30 protein-coding genes are annotated in these 19331 nt (G+C 41.2%); 1 reads left to right on the top strand and 29 read right to left on the bottom strand.

The genetic code is table 11. The features are described from left to right. Positions 1-29 precede the first annotated feature (29 nt). From rpsK to C8D76_RS04885, 28 genes are all read right to left on the bottom strand, one after another. Positions 30-419 carry a 30S ribosomal protein S11 gene (gene rpsK, locus C8D76_RS05020; RefSeq protein ID WP_012072238.1) on the bottom strand — a complete coding sequence of 130 codons (390 nt, stop codon included), beginning with the start codon at positions 417-419 and terminating at the stop codon, positions 30-32. Between the two features lie 15 nt (positions 420-434). After that, the gene (rpsM, locus tag C8D76_RS05015; RefSeq protein ID WP_116631702.1) at positions 435-791 is read right to left on the bottom strand and encodes a 30S ribosomal protein S13; all 357 of its coding nucleotides are present in this window, start codon (positions 789-791) and stop codon (positions 435-437) included. 138 nt (positions 792-929) lie between these two features. Continuing rightward, on the bottom strand, positions 930-1043 hold the full coding sequence (gene rpmJ, locus C8D76_RS05010) for a 50S ribosomal protein L36 (protein ID WP_005759601.1): 114 nt from the start codon (positions 1041-1043) through the stop codon (positions 930-932). A gap of 28 nt (positions 1044-1071) precedes the next feature. Then, positions 1072-2397, bottom strand: a complete 1326-nt coding sequence (secY, locus tag C8D76_RS05005; protein ID WP_116631701.1) for a preprotein translocase subunit SecY — start codon at positions 2395-2397, stop codon at positions 1072-1074. 7 nt (positions 2398-2404) lie between these two features. Then, a complete protein-coding gene (gene rplO / locus C8D76_RS05000) occupies positions 2405-2839 on the bottom strand; it encodes a 50S ribosomal protein L15 (RefSeq protein WP_116631700.1) in 435 nt (144 codons plus the stop codon). Between the two features lie 4 nt (positions 2840-2843). Then, positions 2844-3023, bottom strand: coding sequence for a 50S ribosomal protein L30 (gene rpmD / locus C8D76_RS04995; RefSeq protein WP_005543631.1), 180 nt, complete (start codon positions 3021-3023; stop codon positions 2844-2846). 6 nt (positions 3024-3029) lie between these two features. Beyond that, a complete protein-coding gene (rpsE, locus tag C8D76_RS04990; RefSeq protein ID WP_116631699.1) occupies positions 3030-3530 on the bottom strand; it encodes a 30S ribosomal protein S5 in 501 nt (166 codons plus the stop codon). 14 nt (positions 3531-3544) lie between these two features. Beyond that, the gene (gene rplR, locus C8D76_RS04985) at positions 3545-3898 is read right to left on the bottom strand and encodes a 50S ribosomal protein L18 (RefSeq protein ID WP_116631698.1); all 354 of its coding nucleotides are present in this window, start codon (positions 3896-3898) and stop codon (positions 3545-3547) included. 13 nt (positions 3899-3911) lie between these two features. Further along, entirely contained in the window at positions 3912-4445 is a 534-nt protein-coding gene (rplF, locus tag C8D76_RS04980; RefSeq protein ID WP_116631697.1) for a 50S ribosomal protein L6, read from the bottom strand. A 15-nt stretch (positions 4446-4460) separates the two neighbouring features. Continuing rightward, positions 4461-4853 carry a 30S ribosomal protein S8 gene (gene rpsH / locus C8D76_RS04975; RefSeq protein ID WP_116631696.1) on the bottom strand — a complete coding sequence of 131 codons (393 nt, stop codon included), beginning with the start codon at positions 4851-4853 and terminating at the stop codon, positions 4461-4463. A gap of 37 nt (positions 4854-4890) precedes the next feature. After that, the gene (rpsN, locus tag C8D76_RS04970) at positions 4891-5196 is read right to left on the bottom strand and encodes a 30S ribosomal protein S14 (RefSeq protein ID WP_115636637.1); all 306 of its coding nucleotides are present in this window, start codon (positions 5194-5196) and stop codon (positions 4891-4893) included. A gap of 11 nt (positions 5197-5207) precedes the next feature. Beyond that, positions 5208-5747 carry a 50S ribosomal protein L5 gene (gene rplE / locus C8D76_RS04965; RefSeq protein WP_116631695.1) on the bottom strand — a complete coding sequence of 180 codons (540 nt, stop codon included), beginning with the start codon at positions 5745-5747 and terminating at the stop codon, positions 5208-5210. Positions 5748-5764: 17 nt separating this feature from the next. Beyond that, entirely contained in the window at positions 5765-6076 is a 312-nt protein-coding gene (rplX, locus tag C8D76_RS04960) for a 50S ribosomal protein L24 (RefSeq protein ID WP_116631694.1), read from the bottom strand. Positions 6077-6089: 13 nt separating this feature from the next. Continuing rightward, on the bottom strand, positions 6090-6461 hold the full coding sequence (gene rplN / locus C8D76_RS04955) for a 50S ribosomal protein L14 (RefSeq protein WP_005548786.1): 372 nt from the start codon (positions 6459-6461) through the stop codon (positions 6090-6092). A 313-nt stretch (positions 6462-6774) separates the two neighbouring features. After that, on the bottom strand, positions 6775-7029 hold the full coding sequence (rpsQ, locus tag C8D76_RS04950) for a 30S ribosomal protein S17 (RefSeq protein ID WP_116631693.1): 255 nt from the start codon (positions 7027-7029) through the stop codon (positions 6775-6777). Next, a complete protein-coding gene (gene rpmC / locus C8D76_RS04945) occupies positions 7029-7220 on the bottom strand; it encodes a 50S ribosomal protein L29 (protein WP_115636990.1) in 192 nt (63 codons plus the stop codon). The genes rpsQ and rpmC overlap by 1 nt, the downstream gene beginning before the upstream one ends. Further along, complete coding sequence (rplP, locus tag C8D76_RS04940) at positions 7220-7630, bottom strand: 50S ribosomal protein L16 (RefSeq protein WP_116631692.1); 411 nt, start codon at positions 7628-7630, stop codon at positions 7220-7222. The genes rpmC and rplP overlap by 1 nt, the downstream gene beginning before the upstream one ends. 13 nt (positions 7631-7643) lie before the next feature. Next, on the bottom strand, positions 7644-8351 hold the full coding sequence (rpsC, locus tag C8D76_RS04935; RefSeq protein ID WP_116631691.1) for a 30S ribosomal protein S3: 708 nt from the start codon (positions 8349-8351) through the stop codon (positions 7644-7646). A gap of 20 nt (positions 8352-8371) precedes the next feature. After that, complete coding sequence (gene rplV, locus C8D76_RS04930) at positions 8372-8704, bottom strand: 50S ribosomal protein L22 (RefSeq protein WP_012072223.1); 333 nt, start codon at positions 8702-8704, stop codon at positions 8372-8374. A gap of 11 nt (positions 8705-8715) precedes the next feature. Then, positions 8716-8991, bottom strand: coding sequence for a 30S ribosomal protein S19 (gene rpsS, locus C8D76_RS04925; RefSeq protein WP_005539416.1), 276 nt, complete (start codon positions 8989-8991; stop codon positions 8716-8718). 24 nt (positions 8992-9015) lie between these two features. After that, positions 9016-9837: a 50S ribosomal protein L2 gene (gene rplB / locus C8D76_RS04920; RefSeq protein ID WP_116631690.1), complete on the bottom strand. Its 822-nt coding sequence runs from the start codon at positions 9835-9837 to the stop codon at positions 9016-9018. A 20-nt stretch (positions 9838-9857) separates the two neighbouring features. Then, entirely contained in the window at positions 9858-10160 is a 303-nt protein-coding gene (rplW, locus tag C8D76_RS04915) for a 50S ribosomal protein L23 (protein WP_207775002.1), read from the bottom strand. Then, positions 10160-10762: a 50S ribosomal protein L4 gene (rplD, locus tag C8D76_RS04910; protein ID WP_115636985.1), complete on the bottom strand. Its 603-nt coding sequence runs from the start codon at positions 10760-10762 to the stop codon at positions 10160-10162. The genes rplW and rplD overlap by 1 nt, the downstream gene beginning before the upstream one ends. A gap of 15 nt (positions 10763-10777) precedes the next feature. Continuing rightward, entirely contained in the window at positions 10778-11404 is a 627-nt protein-coding gene (gene rplC / locus C8D76_RS04905; protein ID WP_116631688.1) for a 50S ribosomal protein L3, read from the bottom strand. A gap of 16 nt (positions 11405-11420) precedes the next feature. Continuing rightward, a complete protein-coding gene (rpsJ, locus tag C8D76_RS04900; RefSeq protein WP_001181005.1) occupies positions 11421-11732 on the bottom strand; it encodes a 30S ribosomal protein S10 in 312 nt (103 codons plus the stop codon). A 261-nt stretch (positions 11733-11993) separates the two neighbouring features. Continuing rightward, positions 11994-12509 (bottom strand): MltR family transcriptional regulator, encoded by a 516-nt coding sequence (locus C8D76_RS04895; protein WP_116631687.1) that lies wholly within the window; start codon positions 12507-12509, stop codon positions 11994-11996. A gap of 98 nt (positions 12510-12607) precedes the next feature. Then, positions 12608-13753: a mannitol-1-phosphate 5-dehydrogenase gene (locus C8D76_RS04890; RefSeq protein WP_116631686.1), complete on the bottom strand. Its 1146-nt coding sequence runs from the start codon at positions 13751-13753 to the stop codon at positions 12608-12610. Positions 13754-13816: 63 nt separating this feature from the next. Further along, positions 13817-15691, bottom strand: a complete 1875-nt coding sequence (locus tag C8D76_RS04885) for a PTS mannitol transporter subunit IICBA (RefSeq protein ID WP_116631685.1) — start codon at positions 15689-15691, stop codon at positions 13817-13819. A 425-nt stretch (positions 15692-16116) separates the two neighbouring features. On the opposite strand from C8D76_RS04885, the gene dusA reads away from it, so the two are divergent. Further along, positions 16117-17100: a tRNA dihydrouridine(20/20a) synthase DusA gene (dusA, locus tag C8D76_RS04880; protein ID WP_116631684.1), complete on the top strand. Its 984-nt coding sequence runs from the start codon at positions 16117-16119 to the stop codon at positions 17098-17100. 184 nt (positions 17101-17284) lie between these two features. On the opposite strand, the gene tkt is transcribed toward dusA, so the two are convergent. Next, positions 17285-19282 (bottom strand): transketolase, encoded by a 1998-nt coding sequence (gene tkt / locus C8D76_RS04875; RefSeq protein WP_116631683.1) that lies wholly within the window; start codon positions 19280-19282, stop codon positions 17285-17287. Positions 19283-19331: the final 49 nt, after the last annotated feature.

The following is a 19331-nucleotide window of genomic DNA, read 5'->3' as shown; positions in this document are numbered from 1 at the left end:
TTTCTTTCTCCAATAATCCTAACGTCTGATTAAACGCGACGTTTTTTCGGTGGACGACAACCGTTATGTGGAATCGGAGTCACGTCAGTAATATTCGTGATACGGAAACCCGCTGCATTTAATGCACGAATTGTTGATTCACGACCTGGACCCGGACCTTTAACCATAACTTCCAAGTTCTTTAAACCGAACTCTTTAACCATTTCAGCACAACGCTCTGCAGCTACTTGCGCAGCAAATGGAGTTGATTTACGAGAACCACGGAAACCTGAACCACCTGCAGTTGCCCATGCTAGAGCATTACCTTGACGGTCAGTAATAGTCACGATTGTATTGTTGAAAGATGCGTGAATATGCGCTACGCCATCTACAACTTGTTTTTTTACACGTTTACGTGCACGAACTGGTGTTTTAGCCATTAATCTTTACCCCGACTATTTTTTGATCGGCTTGCGAGGACCCTTACGGGTACGCGCGTTAGTTTTAGTACGTTGACCACGTACCGGTAAACTACGACGGTGACGTAAACCACGGTAACAACCTAAGTCTAAAAGACGTTTGATGTTAAGTGTTACTTCACGACGTAAATCACCTTCAACGGTAAATTTACCAACTTCGTCACGCAGTTTGTCAATCTGCTCTTCAGACAATTCACTGATCTTAACGTTCTCAGCAATACCTGTCGCTGCACAAATAGCTTGTGCGCGAGTTTTGCCGATACCATAAATTGCTGTTAAAGCGATTACAGTATGTTTATGATCAGGAATGTTAATGCCTGCAATACGGGCCACTATGCACTCCTATTGTTAATTAATTTGACATACTGATCTTGAAAAGCCCGTTTTCAGGATACTCAAACAGTATGCCAAGGATGTAAATGAGCTGAGCATTATATATGCCCAGCCTGTTCTTGGCAAGAAAATTATCTATTAACCTTGACGTTGTTTATGTTTAGGGTCGCTGCATAATACACGAACAACACCTTCACGTTTAACAATTTTACAGTTACGACAGATTCTCTTTACGGAAGCACGAACTTTCATTGCTTATCCTTATTATCTATAGGACAAATTATTGTCCAAAACCTTTGAGGTTTGCTCTTTTCAACGCAGATTCATATTTAGTCGACATTAAGTGACTTTGAACCTGAACAATGAAATCCATAATTACCATTACGATAATAAGCAAAGATGTACCACCAAAATAGAATTGTACATTCCAAGCTGACATCATAATGTAAGGAACCAAACATACAAATACGACATATAGACCGCCAATTAATGTTAAGCGAGCCATAATTTTGTCAATATAACGTGATGTTTGCTCACCTGGTCTAATTCCGGGTATGAATGCTCCAGATTTTTTCAAATTATCTGCTGTATCACGTGGATTAAATTGCATTGCAGCGTAGAAGAAACTAAAGAACATAATTGCAGTTGCATACACGATTAAATAAATCGGCTGTCCCGGCTGCAACATCATCGCAAAGTTAGTTAACCATTCAAAACTTGCACTTTGACCAAACCATGAACTAATTGTCGCAGGGAATAAAATAATGCTTGATGCAAAGATTGCTGGCATTACCCCTGACATATTCACTTTTAATGGTAAATGTGTTGAATGTCCACCTAAGATTTGACGACCTTGTTGGCGCTTAGCATATTCTACTTTAATACGGCGTTGACCACGTTCTACATAGACAACAAAATAAATTACTGCAAAAACAATTACGGCAATCAATAAAAGAACTAATGGGTGCATTTGCCCTTGACGAGCTTGCTCAATAGTATGACCAATCGCTGCTGGTAAGCCTGCAACAATCCCTGCAAAGATAATAATCGAAATCCCATTACCAATACCACGTTCTGTAATTTGCTCACCTAACCACATTAAAAACATGGTTCCAGTAACCAAACTAATCACTGCAGTAAAATAAAAAGCGAATCCTAAGTTAGGAACAAGACCTGGTAACATACTAGGTAAACCAGTTGAAATACCAATTGCTTGTAAGGTTGCAAGAGCCAATGTGGTATAACGAATATATTTACTCATTTTACGGCGACCAGCTTCCCCTTCTTTTTTTAATTCAGCTAATGCAGGATAAACCGTTGCAAGTAATTGAATAATGATTGATGCCGAAATATACGGCATGATACCTAATGCAAAAATCGATGCTCGACTTAATGCACCACCAGAGAACATATTTAACATGTCAATGATGGTGCCTTTTTGTTGGTCAAGTAATTGAGCTAACACAGCCGCGTCAATACCAGGAACTGGAATGAAAGAACCAATACGGAAAACGATCAGTGCACCTAATACAAAAAGTAATCTGCTCTTAAGTTCACCACTACCGCTTTGAGTACTTCTACTTTGATAACCTGGTTGCTTAGCCATTTGTTAATTATTCCTCAATTGAACCGCCAGCAGCTTCAATCGCTGCTTTAGCACCTTTAGTTACACCTAAACCACGTACAACAACTGCAGATTTAACTTCACCCGCTAAAATAACTTTAGCGAATTGAATTTCTTTAGTTACTACATTTGCAGCTTTTAATGCTTCTAAAGTTACTACATTACCATCTACTTTAGCTAAATCGTCTAAACGAATCTCTGCTGTTACGGCAGCTTTCATAGACGTGAAACCAAATTTTGGTAAACGACGATATAAAGGCATTTGACCACCCTCGAAACCGCGGCGAACTTTACCACCTGTACGAGATTTTTGACCTTTATGACCACGGCCACCAGTTTTACCTAAACCAGAACCGATACCACGACCTAAACGCTTAGCACTGTGCTTAGCACCTTCAGCCGGAGATAGAGTATTTAAACGCATTCTATTACTCCTCCACTTTAACCATGTATGAAACTTGGTTAATCATACCACGTACTGCTGGAGTATCAATTAACTCAACGGTATGATGCATATGGCGAAGACCAAGACCTCGTAAAGTAGCTTTATGCTTCGGTAAACGAGCAATTGAGCTACGAACTTGTGTTACTTTAATAGTTTTAGCCATTATCAATTACCCCAAAATTTCATCAACGGTTTTGCCACGTTTAGCAGCTACCATTTCTGGTGATTTCATATTTGTCAATGCATCAATTGTTGCACGAACAACGTTAATTGGGTTAGTTGAACCGTATGCTTTTGATAAAACGTTACGCACACCAGCGACTTCTAATACTGCACGCATTGCACCACCAGCGATAATACCTGTACCTTCGCTAGCTGGTTGCATAAATACACGTGAACCAGTATGAACACCCTTAACTGGATGTTGTAATGTGCCGTCATTTAAAGCTACGTTGATCATGTTACGACGTGCTTTTTCCATTGCTTTTTGGATTGCTGCTGGAACTTCGCGAGCTTTACCATAACCAAAACCGACACGACCGTTACCATCGCCTACTACTGTTAAAGCAGTAAAGCTCATAATACGACCACCTTTTACAGTTTTAGAAACACGGTTTACCGCGATTAGCTTCTCTTGCAGTTCACCAGCTTGTTTTTCGATGTTTGACATCTCAATTTCCTCTATTAGAACTGTAGACCAGCTTCACGAGCAGCGTCCGCTAAAGTTTGGACACGACCATGATATTTAAAACCAGAACGATCGAAAGCAACGTCTTTAACGCCTTTCGCTAATGCGCGCTCAGCAACGGCTTTACCCACTACTGCAGCTGCATCTTTATTTCCGGTATATTTAACTTGCTCACTAATTGCTTTTTCTACTGTTGAAGCAGCGGCAAGCACTTCTGAACCGTTTGGTGCAATTACTTGTGCATAAATATGGCGTGGAGTGCGGTGAATCACTAAACGAGTTACACCTTGTTCACGCATCATATGACGAGCACGAGCTGCACGACGGATACGAGCTGATTTCTTATCCATAGTGTTACCTTAATTATTTTTTCTTCGCTTCTTTAGTACGAACAACTTCATCAGCATAACGAACACCCTTACCTTTATAAGGTTCAGGTTTACGATACGCACGAATATCTGCTGCTACTTGACCAATTAATTGCTTATCCGCACCTTTCAACACAATTTCAGTTTGAGATGGGCATTCTGCAGTAATACCTGCTGGTAAAGTATGTTCAACAGGGTGAGAGAAACCTAAGCTTAAGCCAATAACATTGCTTTTAACTTGTGCACGGTAACCAACACCTACAAGTTGTAATTTTTTAGTGAAGCCTTCAGTAACACCGATAACCATTGCATTAACTAACGCACGTGCTGTACCTGATTGAGCATTAGCACCAACCATACCATCACGTGGTGCAAATGTTAATACACCGTTATCTTGTTTAACTTCGACTGAGTCATGAATGTGACGAGATAATTCGCCATTCTTACCTTTTACTGTTAATAGCTGACCATTGAGTTTAACCTCAACACCGGCAGGAATATTAACAGGTGCTTTAGCAACACGAGACATTTTCCTACCTCTCTATTAAGCTACGTAACAGATGATTTCGCCGCCTAAACCCGCTTGGCGAGCAGCACGGTCAGTCATCACACCTTTAGATGTAGAAACAACAGCAACACCTAAACCACCCATAACTTTTGGTAATTCGTCTTTACGTTTGTAAATACGAAGACCAGGGCGGCTAACACGTTGAATACTTTCTACAACTGGTTTGCCTTGGAAATATTTTAAAGTAATTTCCAATTCAGGTTTAACACCTTCTAAAACTTTAACGCTTTCAATATAACCTTCAGAAGCTAATACGTTGGCAATAGCCACTTTTAGCTTGGAAGAAGGCATACTGATCGCAACTTTGTTCGCAGCCTGACCGTTACGAATACGGGTCAACATATCTGCGATTGGATCTTGCATACTCATTGTATTTTATTCTCCGATTCCAAAATAAAGTGGTAAATTACCAACTTGCTTTTTTAAGGCCAGGGATTTCGCCACGCATTGCTGCTTCACGAACCTTGATACGACTTAAACCAAACTTACGAAGAACACCATGAGGACGTCCAGTTTGGCGGCAGCGGTTACGTTGGCGGCTTGGGCTTGCATCACGCGGTAAAGATTGTAATTTTAATACCGCACTCCAACGCTCTTCATCAGATGAATTCGCATCAGAGATGATTTTTTTCAATTCTACACGTTTAGCATAGAATTTTTCAGCCAATTTAACGCGTTTTACATCGCGTGCTTTCATTGATTGTTTAGCCATTGTAACCTGCCTTATTTACGGAATGGGAAATTAAAGGCAGCAAGTAGTGCTTGACCTTCTTCATCATTCTGAGCGGTAGTAGTAATAGTAATATCTAAACCACGTACACGATCAACTTTATCATAGTCGATTTCAGGGAAGATGATTTGCTCACGCACACCCATGCTATAGTTACCACGACCGTCGAAAGACTTCGCACTTAAACCACGGAAGTCACGGATACGTGGAACAGCAATTGTAATTAAACGTTCTAAGAACTCCCACATACGCTCACCGCGCAGTGTTACTTTACAACCGATTGGATATCCCTGACGGATTTTAAAGCCTGCAACAGATTTGCGTGCTTTAGTAATTAAAGGTTTTTGACCGCTGATTGCCGCTAGATCTGCTACTGCATTATCTAGAAGTTTTTTGTCGGTCAATGCTTCACCCACACCCATATTCAGGGTAATCTTTTCGATTCGTGGGACTTGCATGACAGATGCGTAGTTGAATTTATTTTTTAATTCATTAACTACTTGATCTCTGTAGTAATCATGCAGTTTCGCCATCGCATTACTCCAGTTTGTTAAATAATTTCATTGTTAGATTTGAAGAAACGGACTTTTTTGCCATCTTCGAATCTAAAACCTACACGGTCAGCTTTATTTGTTTTCGGGTTGAAAATCGCCACGTTTGACGCATCAATCGGCGCTTCTTTCTTCACTAAACCACCTTCTTTACCTAAAGCAGGCACTGGTTTTTCATGCTTAGTGATGATTTTGATTCCTTCAACAATCACTTTACCGTTTGGTAACACTTGAGTTACCTTACCACGTTTGCCTTTATCTTTACCGGCAAGAACGATTACTTCATCATTTTGACGAATTTTTGCAGCCATTTTTCACTTCTCCTTACAGTACTTCTGGAGCTAAAGAAATGATCTTCATAAACTTCTCAGAACGAAGTTCACGAGTCACAGGTCCAAAAATACGAGTACCGATTGGTTGCTCAGTGTTATTATTTAAAATTACACAAGCGTTACCATCGAAGCGAATGACTGATCCGTCTGGGCGACGAACACCCTTCTTGGTGCGCACAACAACTGCTTTTAATACATCACCTTTTTTCACTTTACCGCGAGGAATTGCTTCTTTCACTGTGATTTTGATGATGTCGCCAATAGCAGCATAACGACGGTGCGATCCACCTAGAACCTTGATACACATTACGCTGCGAGCCCCTGAATTATCAGCAACATCCAGCATAGTCTGTTCTTGGATCATATTAGTGCTCCGTTAAAATTGAAAACACCCTTTCGGGACGAACCTATTTACCCAAATGTAAACAGGTCGGGAAATATATCACAAATACAATTCAACAATCAAGCTGATTTTCACTATTCAGTCAAGATTTCCTTATAAGATTTATCGCAATTCTTTATTTGACAGCAAAAGTCAAATCGTAGCTTACGAAGCTAAAAAGTGCGGTGAAAAATTTAAAAGTTTTTCAATCACGTAAGTAATAAATATTTTGATAATAAAAAACCGCACTTTTTAACAAAGTGCGGTTTAATTTACGATTGTTTTAAAGCAACAATTAAATTACTGCTTTTTCAACAACACGAACTAAAGTCCAAGATTTAGTTTTTGACATAGGACGACATTCTTTGATTTCGACTACATCACCTAATCTTGCTTCGTTGTTCTCATCGTGAACGTGCAATTTAGTTGTGCGACGGATAAATTTACCTAAAAGAGGGTGTTTCACTTTACGCTCAATTGCGATTGTGAAAGATTTATCCATTTTGTCACTAATTACACGACCTTGAACAGTACGAATTTTATCAGTCATTACTCACCCGCCTTTTGGTTTAATACAGTTTTCACTTGTGCAATGCTACGACGCACTTGTTTTAACTGGTGGGTTTGTTGAAGCTGACCGGTGGCTGCTTGCATACGCAATTTGAATTGCTCACCTAAAAGGTTTGCTAACTCAGCATTCAGCTCTTCAACATTTTTGTTACGTAGTTCTTGAGCTTTCATTACATCACCGTCTTAGTTACGAACGTTGTTTTAATTGGAAGTTTCGCTGCAGCTAATGCAAATGCATCGCGTGCGATTTCTTCTGAAACTCCGTCCATTTCATAAAGTACTTTACCTGGTTGGATAAGAGCTACCCAGTATTCCACGTTACCTTTACCTTTACCCATACGAACTTCTAATGGTTTTTCAGTAATTGGTTTGTCTGGGAATACACGAATCCAGATTTTACCTTGACGTTTAACGGCACGAGTCATAGCACGACGAGCGGCTTCGATTTGGCGAGCTGTTAAACGACCGCGACCAACCGCTTTTAAGCCGAATGTACCGAAGCTAACTTCTGTACCATTGGCAAGACCACGGTTACGTCCTTTGTGGACTTTACGGAATTTTGTACGTTTTGGTTGCAACATCTAGCAGTTCTCCTTACTTACGACCTTTGCCGCGTGGTGCCTTTTTAGGCGCAGCTGGTTGTTGTTCTGGTTGTTGTGCAATTGCAGCCATTCCACCGAGAATTTCACCTTTGAAGATCCATACTTTAATACCGATTACACCGTATGTAGTATGAGCTTCAGCAGTGTTATAGTCGATGTCCGCACGTAACGTATGTAATGGAACGCGACCTTCACGATACCATTCAGAACGTGCAATTTCTGCACCACCTAAACGACCGCTTACTTCAACTTTGATACCTTTGGCACCAAGTCTCATCGCATTTTGTACTGCACGTTTCATTGCACGGCGGAACATAACACGACGTTCTAATTGAGAAGCGATACTATCTGCAACTAATTTTGCATCTAATTCAGGTTTTTTCACTTCAGCAATGTTGATTTGCGCTGGCACGCCTGCAATTTTTGCTACAGCGTTGCGTAATTTTTCAACATCTTCGCCTTTTTTACCGATAACGATACCTGGACGAGCTGTGTGGATTGTAACACGAATGCTTTTCGCTGGACGTTCAATAGTGATACGTGACACTGAAGCGTTCGCTAATTCTTTATTCAAGAATTTACGTACTTTGAAATCGCCTTCTAAATTATCAGCGAAATCTTGTGTATTCGCAAACCATGTAGAGCTCCAAGGCTTAACAATACCAAGGCGAATACCATGTGGATGGACTTTTTGACCCATTTTCTGTTATTCCTCTACGATTAACGATCTGACACAACCACAGTTATGTGGCTTGTACGTTTTAAAATGCGATCTGCGCGACCTTTAGCACGTGGCATAACACGTTTCATGCTAGGACCTTCATCAACGAAGATTTTAGCAACTTTAAGATCATCGATATCTGCACCGTCATTGTGCTCTGCATTAGCAATAGCTGACTCTAATACTTTCTTAACTAAAGCCGCAGCTTTTTTGTTTGTATAAGTTAAGATTTCTAATGCCGCAGCTACTTTTTTACCACGGATTAAATCCGCAACTAAGCGAGCTTTTTGAGCTGAAGTGCGAGCGTAACGATGTTTTGCGATAGTTTCCATCTATTTACCTCTTACTTCTTAGCTTTTTTATCCGCAGCGTGACCGCGGTATGTACGAGTCGGTGCAAATTCACCTAATTTATGTCCAATCATTTCGTCTGAAACATAAACAGGAACGTGCTGACGACCATTATGGACTGCGATGGTCAAACCAATCATTGATGGAATGATCATTGAACGACGGGACCAAGTTTTAATTGGTTTTTTATCCCCGCTTTCCACCGCCTTCTCTACCTTCTTCAACAAGTGTAGGTCAAGGAAAGGACCTTTCTTGAGAGAACGTGGCATGGCTTATCCTCTTAATTAAATCTATTATTTGCCACGACGACGTACGATATATTTATCAGTACGTTTGTTGTGACGAGTTTTCTTACCTTTGGTTTGAACGCCCCAAGGAGTTACTGGGTGTTTACCAAAGTTACGACCTTCACCACCACCGTGTGGGTGATCCACTGGGTTCATTGCTGTACCACGAACTGTAGGACGGATACCTCTCCAACGGCTTGCACCAGCTTTACCTAGTACACGCAACATATGTTCAGAGTTACCTACTTCACCGATAGTAGCAACGCACTCAGCTAATACTTTACGCATTTCGCCTGAACGTAAACGTAAAGTAACATAGTTACCTTCACGAGCAATGATTTGTACATACGCACCAGCAGAACGAGCAATTTGACCGCCTTTGCCTGGTTTTAATTCTACGTTATGTACAGTCGAACCAACTGGGATATTACGCATTGGTAATGAGTTACCCACTTTAATTGGTGAGTTAACGCCAGCTTGGATTTGATCGCCTACAGATAAACCTTTAGGAGCTAAGATATAACGACGTTCACCATCTTTATAAAGCACTAAAGCGATATTCGCAGAACGATTTGGATCATATTCAAGACGCTCAACAACCGCTGGGATATCTAACTTGTTACGTTTGAAATCGATTAAACGGTAATGTTGTTTATGACCACCACCGATATGACGAGTAGTGATACGTCCTAAATTATTACGACCACCAGTTTTAGATTTAGTATCTAATAATGGTGCGTAAGGTTTGCCCTTATGTAATTCAGGGTTCACGATTTTAACAACGTGACGACGACCAGCGGAGGTCGGCTTACATTTAACGATAGCCATAATTCTTTATTCCTCCGTAATTACTCTGCTGCACCTTCAACGAAGTCAAGTGATTGACCTTCTTGAAGAGTAACATAAGCTTTTTTCCAGTCACTGCGGCGACCCATTTTATTACCGCGGCGTTTGGTTTTACCTTTAACAACAACTGTGCGAACTGAATCTACTTTCACTTCAAAAAGTTGTTCAACTGCGTTAGCAATTTCAACTTTGTTTGCATCTAATGCAACTTTGAATACGATAGTATTTGAGCTCTCTGCGTTGTTTGTTGCTTTCTCAGAGACATGTGGTGCTTTAAGCACTTTTAGCAAACGTTCTTGTTGAATCACGCTAACATCTCCTCAATTTGTTTCACTGCATCAACAGTAACAACCACTTTATCAAAAGCAATTAAGCTTACAGGGTCGATACCTTGAACATCACGCACATCAACTTTATATAAGTTACGCGCAGCTAAGAATAGATTTTCATCTAAACTTGCAGTGATGATAAGAGCGTCATTTAACGCCATATCTTTTAATTTTTGTGCTAATACTTTCGTTTTTGGCGCATCAATTTCGAATTTTTCTACAACAACCAAACGGTCTTGACGAACTAATTCAGAAAGAATGCTTTTGATTGCACCACGGTACATTTTTTTGTTCACTTTTTGGCTGTGATCTTGTGGTTTCGCTGCGAAAGTAATACCACCTGAACGCCAGATTGGTGATTTGATATCACCAGAACGTGCACGGCCTGTACCTTTTTGACGCCAAGGTTTTTTACCTGAACCAGACACTTCAGCACGAGTTTTTTGAGCACGTGAACCTTGACGAGCACCCGCTGCATATGCAACAACTACTTGGTGGATTAACGCTTCGTTAAACTCACGTCCGAAGGTAGTTTCAGAAACAGTTAGTGCGTTTGCACCTACAACTTGTAATTCCATCTCTATCTCCTAGACTTACGCTTTAACTGCTGGTTTCACGATAACATCACTATTAGTAGCGCCTGGGACAGCACCTTTAACTAATAATAATTTACGCTCAACATCAACACGAACAACTTCAAGTGATTGAACAGTAACACGTTCAGCACCTAAATGTCCTGCCATTTTTTTACCTTTAAACACACGACCTGGAGTTTGGTTTTGACCAATAGAACCAAGTACACGATGTGATAAAGAGTTACCATGTGTAGCATCTTGAGTACGGAAATTCCAACGTTTAACACCACCTTGGAAACCTTTACCTTTTGAAGTACCAGTAACATCAACTTTTTTAACATCTGCAAAGATGTCAACATTAATTTCTTGACCTAAAGTGAATTCTTCACCTTCAGTACGAAATTCCCATAAACCGCGACCAGCTTCAACACCTGCTTTCACGAAATGGCCAGCTTCAGGCTTAGTTACACGACTTGCTTTTTTCGCACCCGTAGTAACTTGAACTGCAGTATAGCCATCGTTTTCAAGAGTTTTAACTTGAGTTACGCGGTTGGCTTCGATTTCGATAACAGTAACTGGAATTGACACGCCGTCTTCAGTGAAAACGCGGGTCATACCAACTTTACGACCGACTAAACCAATCATTGTAATAACCTCTTAATTAACCTAGGCTGATCTGCACGTCAACGCCGGCAGCCAAATCTAAACGCATTAATGCATCAACAGTTTTTTCTGTTGGCTCAACAATATCAACTAAACGTTTGTGAGTACGGATTTCGTATTGATCACGAGCGTCTTTATTAACGTGTGGAGAAATCAATACTGTGAAACGTTCTTTACGAGTTGGTAAAGGAATTGGGCCACGAACTTGTGCACCAGTACGTTTAGCTGTTTCTACGATCTCCGCAGTAGATTGATCGATCAAGCGATGATCAAATGCTTTCAAGCGGATACGGATTCTTTGGTTCTGCATTAGACCAGAGCTCCAATAAAATTTAGCTATAAAAAAACTGACACCATCACCTTTAACTTCTTAAATAAAGGGAAGTGCAGCAGACCTATTTAGTTTCCAAATCGGAAACATTTTATCTATTACATATCGCAATAGTACGTTTAATAAATGATTACATTAAACGGCTTTCAAATTGAAAGCTCGTGAATTATACCTATCATCTAAGGAAAAGCAAGCTTTTTCCTAAAAAACTTGCAAAAAACTGACCGCACTTTCGCTTAATTAAAGCGGACTTTCAACGCGTAGCTGTCGATAAATTTCTGTTACGGTTAGAATTAAACAAGAACGCACCAATCGTTCTTTACGTTGCTGCTTCATTTGCCCCACTAACGTGGTTAAATCAATCGCGGTTTCTTCAGTTGGCAGCAAATCTTTATCTTTGAACAGGTTTAATTCATGGGCAAAACTTAAAATCAACTCATCGGCAAAGTGATGTTCATCTGCATCATTATTGAGCTGTTCTTTCAGCTGCAAAAAGGCGATGACATCTTCAAACACCTCATGAGAAATCACGCCCAATCCTAATAATACTTTTAAGCGAATGCTCAATGTAGCTAAGGGTCCTGAAGTTTCAAAAAGGCTGTCTACCACTGATTTCACGGCAAAATCGTTTTTGCGAAAAACTTTATTTATCAGCTGATCAATTATTTCATCAAAGATAGCGACAGTCGCAGTGACAAAGCCACGAATAGAGCTGACATCATTGAGTTTTTCATAAATTGGATCTTCAGATACCACAATAAAATCCTTGGCAAAAAATTGAATAAAGTGCGGTCAAAATTTGCTGAATTTTCGCCGCACTTCCGCAGTAACTTTCGTCGTTAGCTTTTCACTAATTAAGCATTATATGCCGCTGCAATGCGTGCGATCACAGATTCATCTTGTAATTCTGTGTATTTTTTCACGGTAGCCACCACGCCGTTCTCTGCTAATGATTGCGCAAGCTCAAGGGCTTGTGGATCATTTTCATTGCGGTATTTCAACGCTGTTGCAATGGCGCGGATAAGATTGTCATTCGGCAATCCATATTCCAACGTGCCACGCAATGGTTTGATTAAACGATCATTATGGCTCAATTTACGCAGTGGCTCACGGCCAACACGATCCACATCATCCACTAAATATGGATTTGCAAAGCGTTTTAAGATTTTTTCAATATAGGCTGCGTGGGCTTGCGGATCAAAGCCATAGCGTTTGATCAAGACCGCACCACTTTCTTGCATTACCGATTTTACAAAGGCTTTAACATCGGTATCTTCAATGCTTTCTTTTACGAATTTGTAGCCTATCGATTTGCCATAATAAGATGTTACCGCATGGCCTGTATTTAAAGTGAACAATTTGCGCTCTACAAATGCCATTAAATTATCCGTTTGTTCCATGCCTTTGATGTTAGGAATTTCGCCTTTGAATTGGGTTTTATCCACAATCCATTCGCTAAATTCTTCCACCGTCACCAATAATGGATCATTGGCATCAGGTTGCACTGGTGGCACGATGCGGTCAACCGCGCTATCCACAAAGCCGATTAACCGTTCCACTTGATCTTTAACCGCAGGATTCAAATGTTGGAAAACTTGCTCTTTTAAGAAAGAGGTCCCGCGCACCATATTTTCACAAGCGATGATGTTTAACGGTTTGGTATTACCACTTGCCAAACGAGCTTCCAAGGCTTTGGCGACCGATTTTGCGATGATTTTTAATACATTAGGACCAACCGCTGTCGTGACTAAATCCACTTCATTGAATAACGCCGTGATGGCGGCTTCGTCCGTTGAGTTCACGCCAGACACATTTTTCACTTGTTCCACTGTATTGATGCTGTCGCCTACAATTTTCACACCATAAGTGCGGTTAGTTTTAAGCAAATTTATGACGTTTTCATTAACATCGGCAAAAATCACTTCCACATTGCTATCGGCTAATAATTTGCCAATAAAACCACGCCCGATATTACCTGCACCAAAATGTAATGCTTTCATATTTTGTCCTTTTATAACGCTGAATTCAGTATAAAAAAGGTGGGTCTGCACCCACCCTAGGAATTATGCTGTGAGAAGTTCTAAAATTTTGTTCACATCATCTGTTGAAGTGAGCAATGCGATCGCTTCGTCACTATCTAATGCATTGGTGATTGCTGACACCACTTGGATATGCTCGTTATTGCGCGCTGCAATACCAATCACCAATTTCGCCACGCCGTCTTCTTCATCTGTGAAGCGTACGCCTTCAGGATATTGGCAGACCACAATACCTGTTTTTAGCACTGCATCTTTCGCTTCAATCGTGCCATGTGGTACAGCCACCCCTTCGCCCAAGTAAGTTGACACTAATTTTTCACGTTCAAACATCGCATCCACATAGCTTGGCTCTACAAAACCCGCTTTCACTAATTGTTCGCCAGCAAAACGAATGGCTTCAAACTTATCCTCCGCGGTTAAGCCTACGAAAATTTGCTCTGCTTTTAAGCTAAATGTTGTGCCATTCACTGAAATTTCATCGGCTTTTAGCGCACTTGGCGCGGCATTTTCGTTAAAGTTTGCTTTTAAATCACTGACTAAGCTGTCATAGAATTTATTGTCTAAGAAGTTAGTTAAAGACAAGTGCATTGCATTTGGTACTTGTTTTTTCGCGCGCAATGTTAAGTCTTGATGCGTGATTACTAAACGTGCATTTTCGGGTAAATCGTTAATCGCACAGTTTGCTACTTCAATTGGAAGACCTGCATCGTTCACTTTTTTACGCAACATACTCGCGCCCATTGCGCTCGAACCCATGCCTGCATCACAAGAGACAAAGATTTTTTTCAAACCGTTGTAATCTGTCACTTGTTGCGCATCACCTTTGTATTTCATTGCCTTAGACGCTGCTTGCGCTTCTTCTAATTTATCTGAACCGTCTTCTTTTTGTAATTTTACAAAGAATGAAGAAATTAAGAATGACACTGCACAAGATGCAACCACAGATGTAATCACCCCTAAAAATGACGCTTTTGGTGTCATCGCTAATACAGCGATAATCGAACCTGGTGAAGCGGGCGCTTGTAAACCTGCGTGGAATAACACAAGCGTAAACACACCTGTTGCACCACCAGCAATTACGGCAAGGATTAAACGTGGATTCATTAATACATAAGGGAAGTAAATTTCATGAATACCACCGAAGAAGTGAATAATCGCCGCGCCGCCTGAGGTTTGTTTTGCAGAGCCTTTACCAAACAGCATATAGGCTAACAATACGCCTAAACCTGGGCCTGGGTTGGCTTCAATTAAGAAGAACACAGATTGACCAAATTCTTGCGATTGTTGAATGCCCAATGGCGAGAATACACCGTGGTTAATCGCATTGTTTAAGAATAGGATTTTTGCCGGCTCAACAAAGATAGAAGTTAATGGCAGAAGATTGTGTTGAACTAACACATCAACACCCGCAGCCAATGCTTGAGATAAGGATTTCACCACAGGGCCGATTACCCAGAAGAAGATAATCGCTAAGATCATCCCGATAATCCCCGCTGAGAAGTTATTCACTAACATCTCAAAACCGCTTTTAATTTTGCCGTCTGCCCATTTGTCGAATTTTTTAATCGCCCAACCGCCAGTCGGTCCCGCAATCATTGCGCCTAAGAACATTGGAATATCCGTACCCACAATCACACCCGCTGTGGTGATCGCCCCGACAACCGCACCACGGTCGCCACCAGCAAGTTTACCCCCTGTGTAACCGATTAATAACGGCAGTAAATACGTCACCATTGGACCAACTAATTTGGCAAGCTGCTCATTTGGCAACCACCCCGTTGGAATGAAAAGTGCGGTAATAAAACCCCAAGCGATAAATGCCCCAATATTCGGCATCACCATATTTGATAAGAAGCGTCCAAAACTTTGGATCTTCAATTTTGCACTTGCTGATAGCATGTTATTTCTCCAAAAATAAGAAAATGGATTTGGTTTTGAGTTGGTTTTGAATGGGTGAAAAATAGCACAGCCCATTTAAAAGCCGAAACGATTTTGTATTGTTATGTGATCACGATCACAAAATATTTTTTATGGTTATTTTATAAAATGTGATAACGATCACACTTTTAAATCCAGCATGATTTTTATGTGATCTGCATCACAAAAAAGCGCGGTCAAAAATAACAAAATTTTCAGCGTTATGAGCATAGTTGGTAAAAACAAAAGGGTTCATTAAAATCATTAACAGTGACTTTTAGATTTTTATTGCCACTATTTCGTGCTAAAAACCAACAAAAGCGATACTCGCCCTTGCTGGCTCTGAAATTCTCAAGCGAGCAGATTTTAGGTATAATTCGCCAAATTTCTTATTTAAGCAGTTAAAAATGAAGCAAAATCAACCGCACTTTTATCGTGGACGTTTCTCTGTCGCCCCAATGCTCGACTGGACAACACGCCATTGTCGCTATTTCCACCGCCAATTTTCGCAATATGCTCTGCTCTATACCGAAATGGTGACGGCACAAGCTATTATTCACGCAAGTTATGATCACCTTGCCTTTTCCACGGCGGAAAACCCCGTGGCAATTCAATTGGGTGGCAGCGATCCTGCTCAACTTGCCCACTGTGCGAAATTGGCGGAAGAAAGGGGATATGTAGAAATTAATTTGAATGTCGGCTGCCCTTCGGATCGGGTTCAAAATGGAATGTTCGGCGCTTGTTTAATGGCAAAAGCAGATTTAGTGGCTGAATGTGTAGGCGCAATGCAAAGTGCAGTCAATATTCCAGTTACAGTGAAAACCCGTATCGGCATTGATGACTTAGACAGCTATGAATTTCTCTGTGATTTTGTCGAAAAAGTGGCTGCCACGGGTTGCAATGAATTGATTGTGCATGCACGCAAGGCTTGGCTTTCTGGTTTAAGCCCGAAAGAAAATCGTGAAATTCCGCCTTTAAACTATGAGCGTGTTTATCAGCTAAAACGTGATTTTCCTGAGCTCTGGATCAGCATTAACGGGGGGATTAAAACCATCGAAGAAATGAAAAACCATTTGCAGCATGTTGACGGCGTGATGGTGGGGCGTGAGGCTTATCAAAATCCGTCTTTATTAGGGAAAATTGATCAGGCATTATTCGATGAAAATGCGCCGATTATTACGGCTCGCCAAGCGGTGGAAAATATGTTGCCTTATATTGATGAGCAATTACACCAAGGCATTTACTTAAATCATATTTCTCGCCATATGTTAGGTGCGTTCCAAAACTGCAAAGGTGCGCGACAATGGCGCCGCTATCTCAGTGAAAATGCCCATAAACAAGGCGCGGGAGTTGAAGTGGTGCAAACCGCGTTAAGTTTTGTGGAAGAATAACGCGCTCAAAAACTGCGGCTAAATCGACCGCACTTTATCTTCTTCACTCTCCAAGCTAATCTCCCTAGGCGAACAGTGAGTATTATTTAAGCAAGCGTATAAAATACGACTTTTCATTTTCTCCAATAAAAAACGCCTAGCGTTATCTTGCTAGGCGTTTTGGAAATCAAAGTGCGGTCAAAAATTACAAAATTTCTTTCGCTTTTGCCACCACATTTTCAACGGTGAAACCGAAGAGTTTGAATAGCTCGCCAGCTGGCGCTGATTCGCCGAATGAATTCATTGCCACAACACGGCCTTCGAGACCCACATATTTATACCAGAAATCAGCAATTTGCGCTTCGATAGCAACACGTTTTGTCACGGCGGCAGGCAACACGCTTTCACGATATGCTGCATCTTGTTTGTCAAAACGGTTGGTGCAAGGCATTGATACTACACGTACATTTTTGCCTTCTGCCGTTAATACATCGGCAGCTTTCACCGCTAATTCCACTTCAGACCCTGTTGCGATAAAGATTAAATCTGGCGTGCCTGCGCTGTCTTTCACGATATAAGCACCGCGCGCAACGTTAACCAATTGCTCAGAAGTGCGGTCTAATTGCGCTAAGTTTTGGCGGGTGAAAATTAATGCGCTCGGGCCGTCTTTGCGTTCTACCGCTTGTTGCCACGCAATCGCCGATTCCACTTGATCCGCTGGGCGCCACGTTTCTAAATTCGGGATTAAACGTAATGCCGATGTTTGCTCCACAGGTTGGTGGGTTGGACCATCTTCGCCAAGGCCGATTGAGTCGTGGGTGTAAACAAACAACGTGCGTTGTTTCATTAATGCCGCCATACGCACGGCGTTATGGGCATATTCATAGAACATTAAGAATGTTGCGCCGTAAGGAATGAAACCGCCGTGTAAGGCGATACCGTTCATAATTGCTGACATACCGAATTCACGCACACCATAATTGATGTAGTTGCCGTCCACATTTTCTGTGGCACGGATTGGTTTTGAGCCTGACCATAAGGTTAAGTTTGAACCCGCTAAGTCTGCAGAACCGCCTAAAAATTCTGGCAATATATGGGCATAGGCTTCGATAGCATTTTGCGATGCTTTACGGCTTGCAATTGAGGTAGGATTTGCCTGTAGTTTTTCAATAAATGCTTGGCTTTCTTGCGCCCAATTTGCCGATAATTCGCCTGCTACACGGCGTTTAAATTCTTTCGCCAATTCTGGGTAAGCTTTTTCGTAAGCGGCGAATTTATCATTCCATGCTTTTTCTGCTTCCGCTCCTTTCGCTTTTGCATCCCATGCGGCATAAATATCAGCTGGGATCTCAAATGGTGCATAATCCCAATTTAATGCCTTGCGGGTTAATGCAATTTCTTCATCGCCTAATGGCGCGCCGTGGCTATCATGGGATCCAGATTTATTTGGTGAACCATAGCCAATGATTGTTTTACAAATAATGATTGACGGTTTGTGGGTTTCCGCTTGCGCTAATTTCACTGCGGCTGCAATTTGTTCAGGATCATGGCCATCTACATTATCAATCACCTGCCAGCCATAAGCTTCAAAGCGGCCTTTTGTATTATCAGTAAACCAACCATCAACGTGACCATCAATGGAGATATTATTGTCATCATAGAATGCAATGAGTTTACCTAAACCCAAAGTGCCCGCTAGCGAACACGCTTCGTGAGAAATCCCTTCCATTAAACAACCATCACCTAAAAATACATAAGTGTGGTGATCAACGATGTCATGCCCTTCACGGTTAAATTGCGCGCCTAAAGTTTTTTCCGCAATCGCCATACCCACGGCATTCGTGATACCTTGACCTAATGGCCCTGTGGTGGTTTCAACGCCTGGTGCATAACCATATTCTGGGTGCCCCGGTGTTTTAGAATGTAATTGACGGAAATTTTTAATATCGTCAATGGAAAGATCGTAACCTGTTAAGTGTAAAAGGCTATAAATCAACATTGAACCATGACCATTTGAAAGGACAAAGCGGTCGCGATCTGCCCATTTTGGATTGGTCGGATTATGTTTCATAAACCCACGCCATAATACCTCTGCGATATCCGCCATTCCCATCGGCGCACCCGGATGCCCTGATTTTGCTTTTTGCACTGCATCCATACTTAAAAAACGGATAGCATTTGCGAGTCGTTTGTGATATGTCATTTTAACTCCTACTAAAAAATAGACTGTAACGAAATTACAGCCTATTCTT

It is taken from the genome of Alitibacter langaaensis DSM 22999, from assembly GCF_003096995.1.
Taxonomy (GTDB): Bacteria; Pseudomonadota; Gammaproteobacteria; order Enterobacterales; family Pasteurellaceae; genus Exercitatus; species Exercitatus langaaensis.
This window is presented reverse-complemented; position numbering and strand designations above follow the sequence as displayed.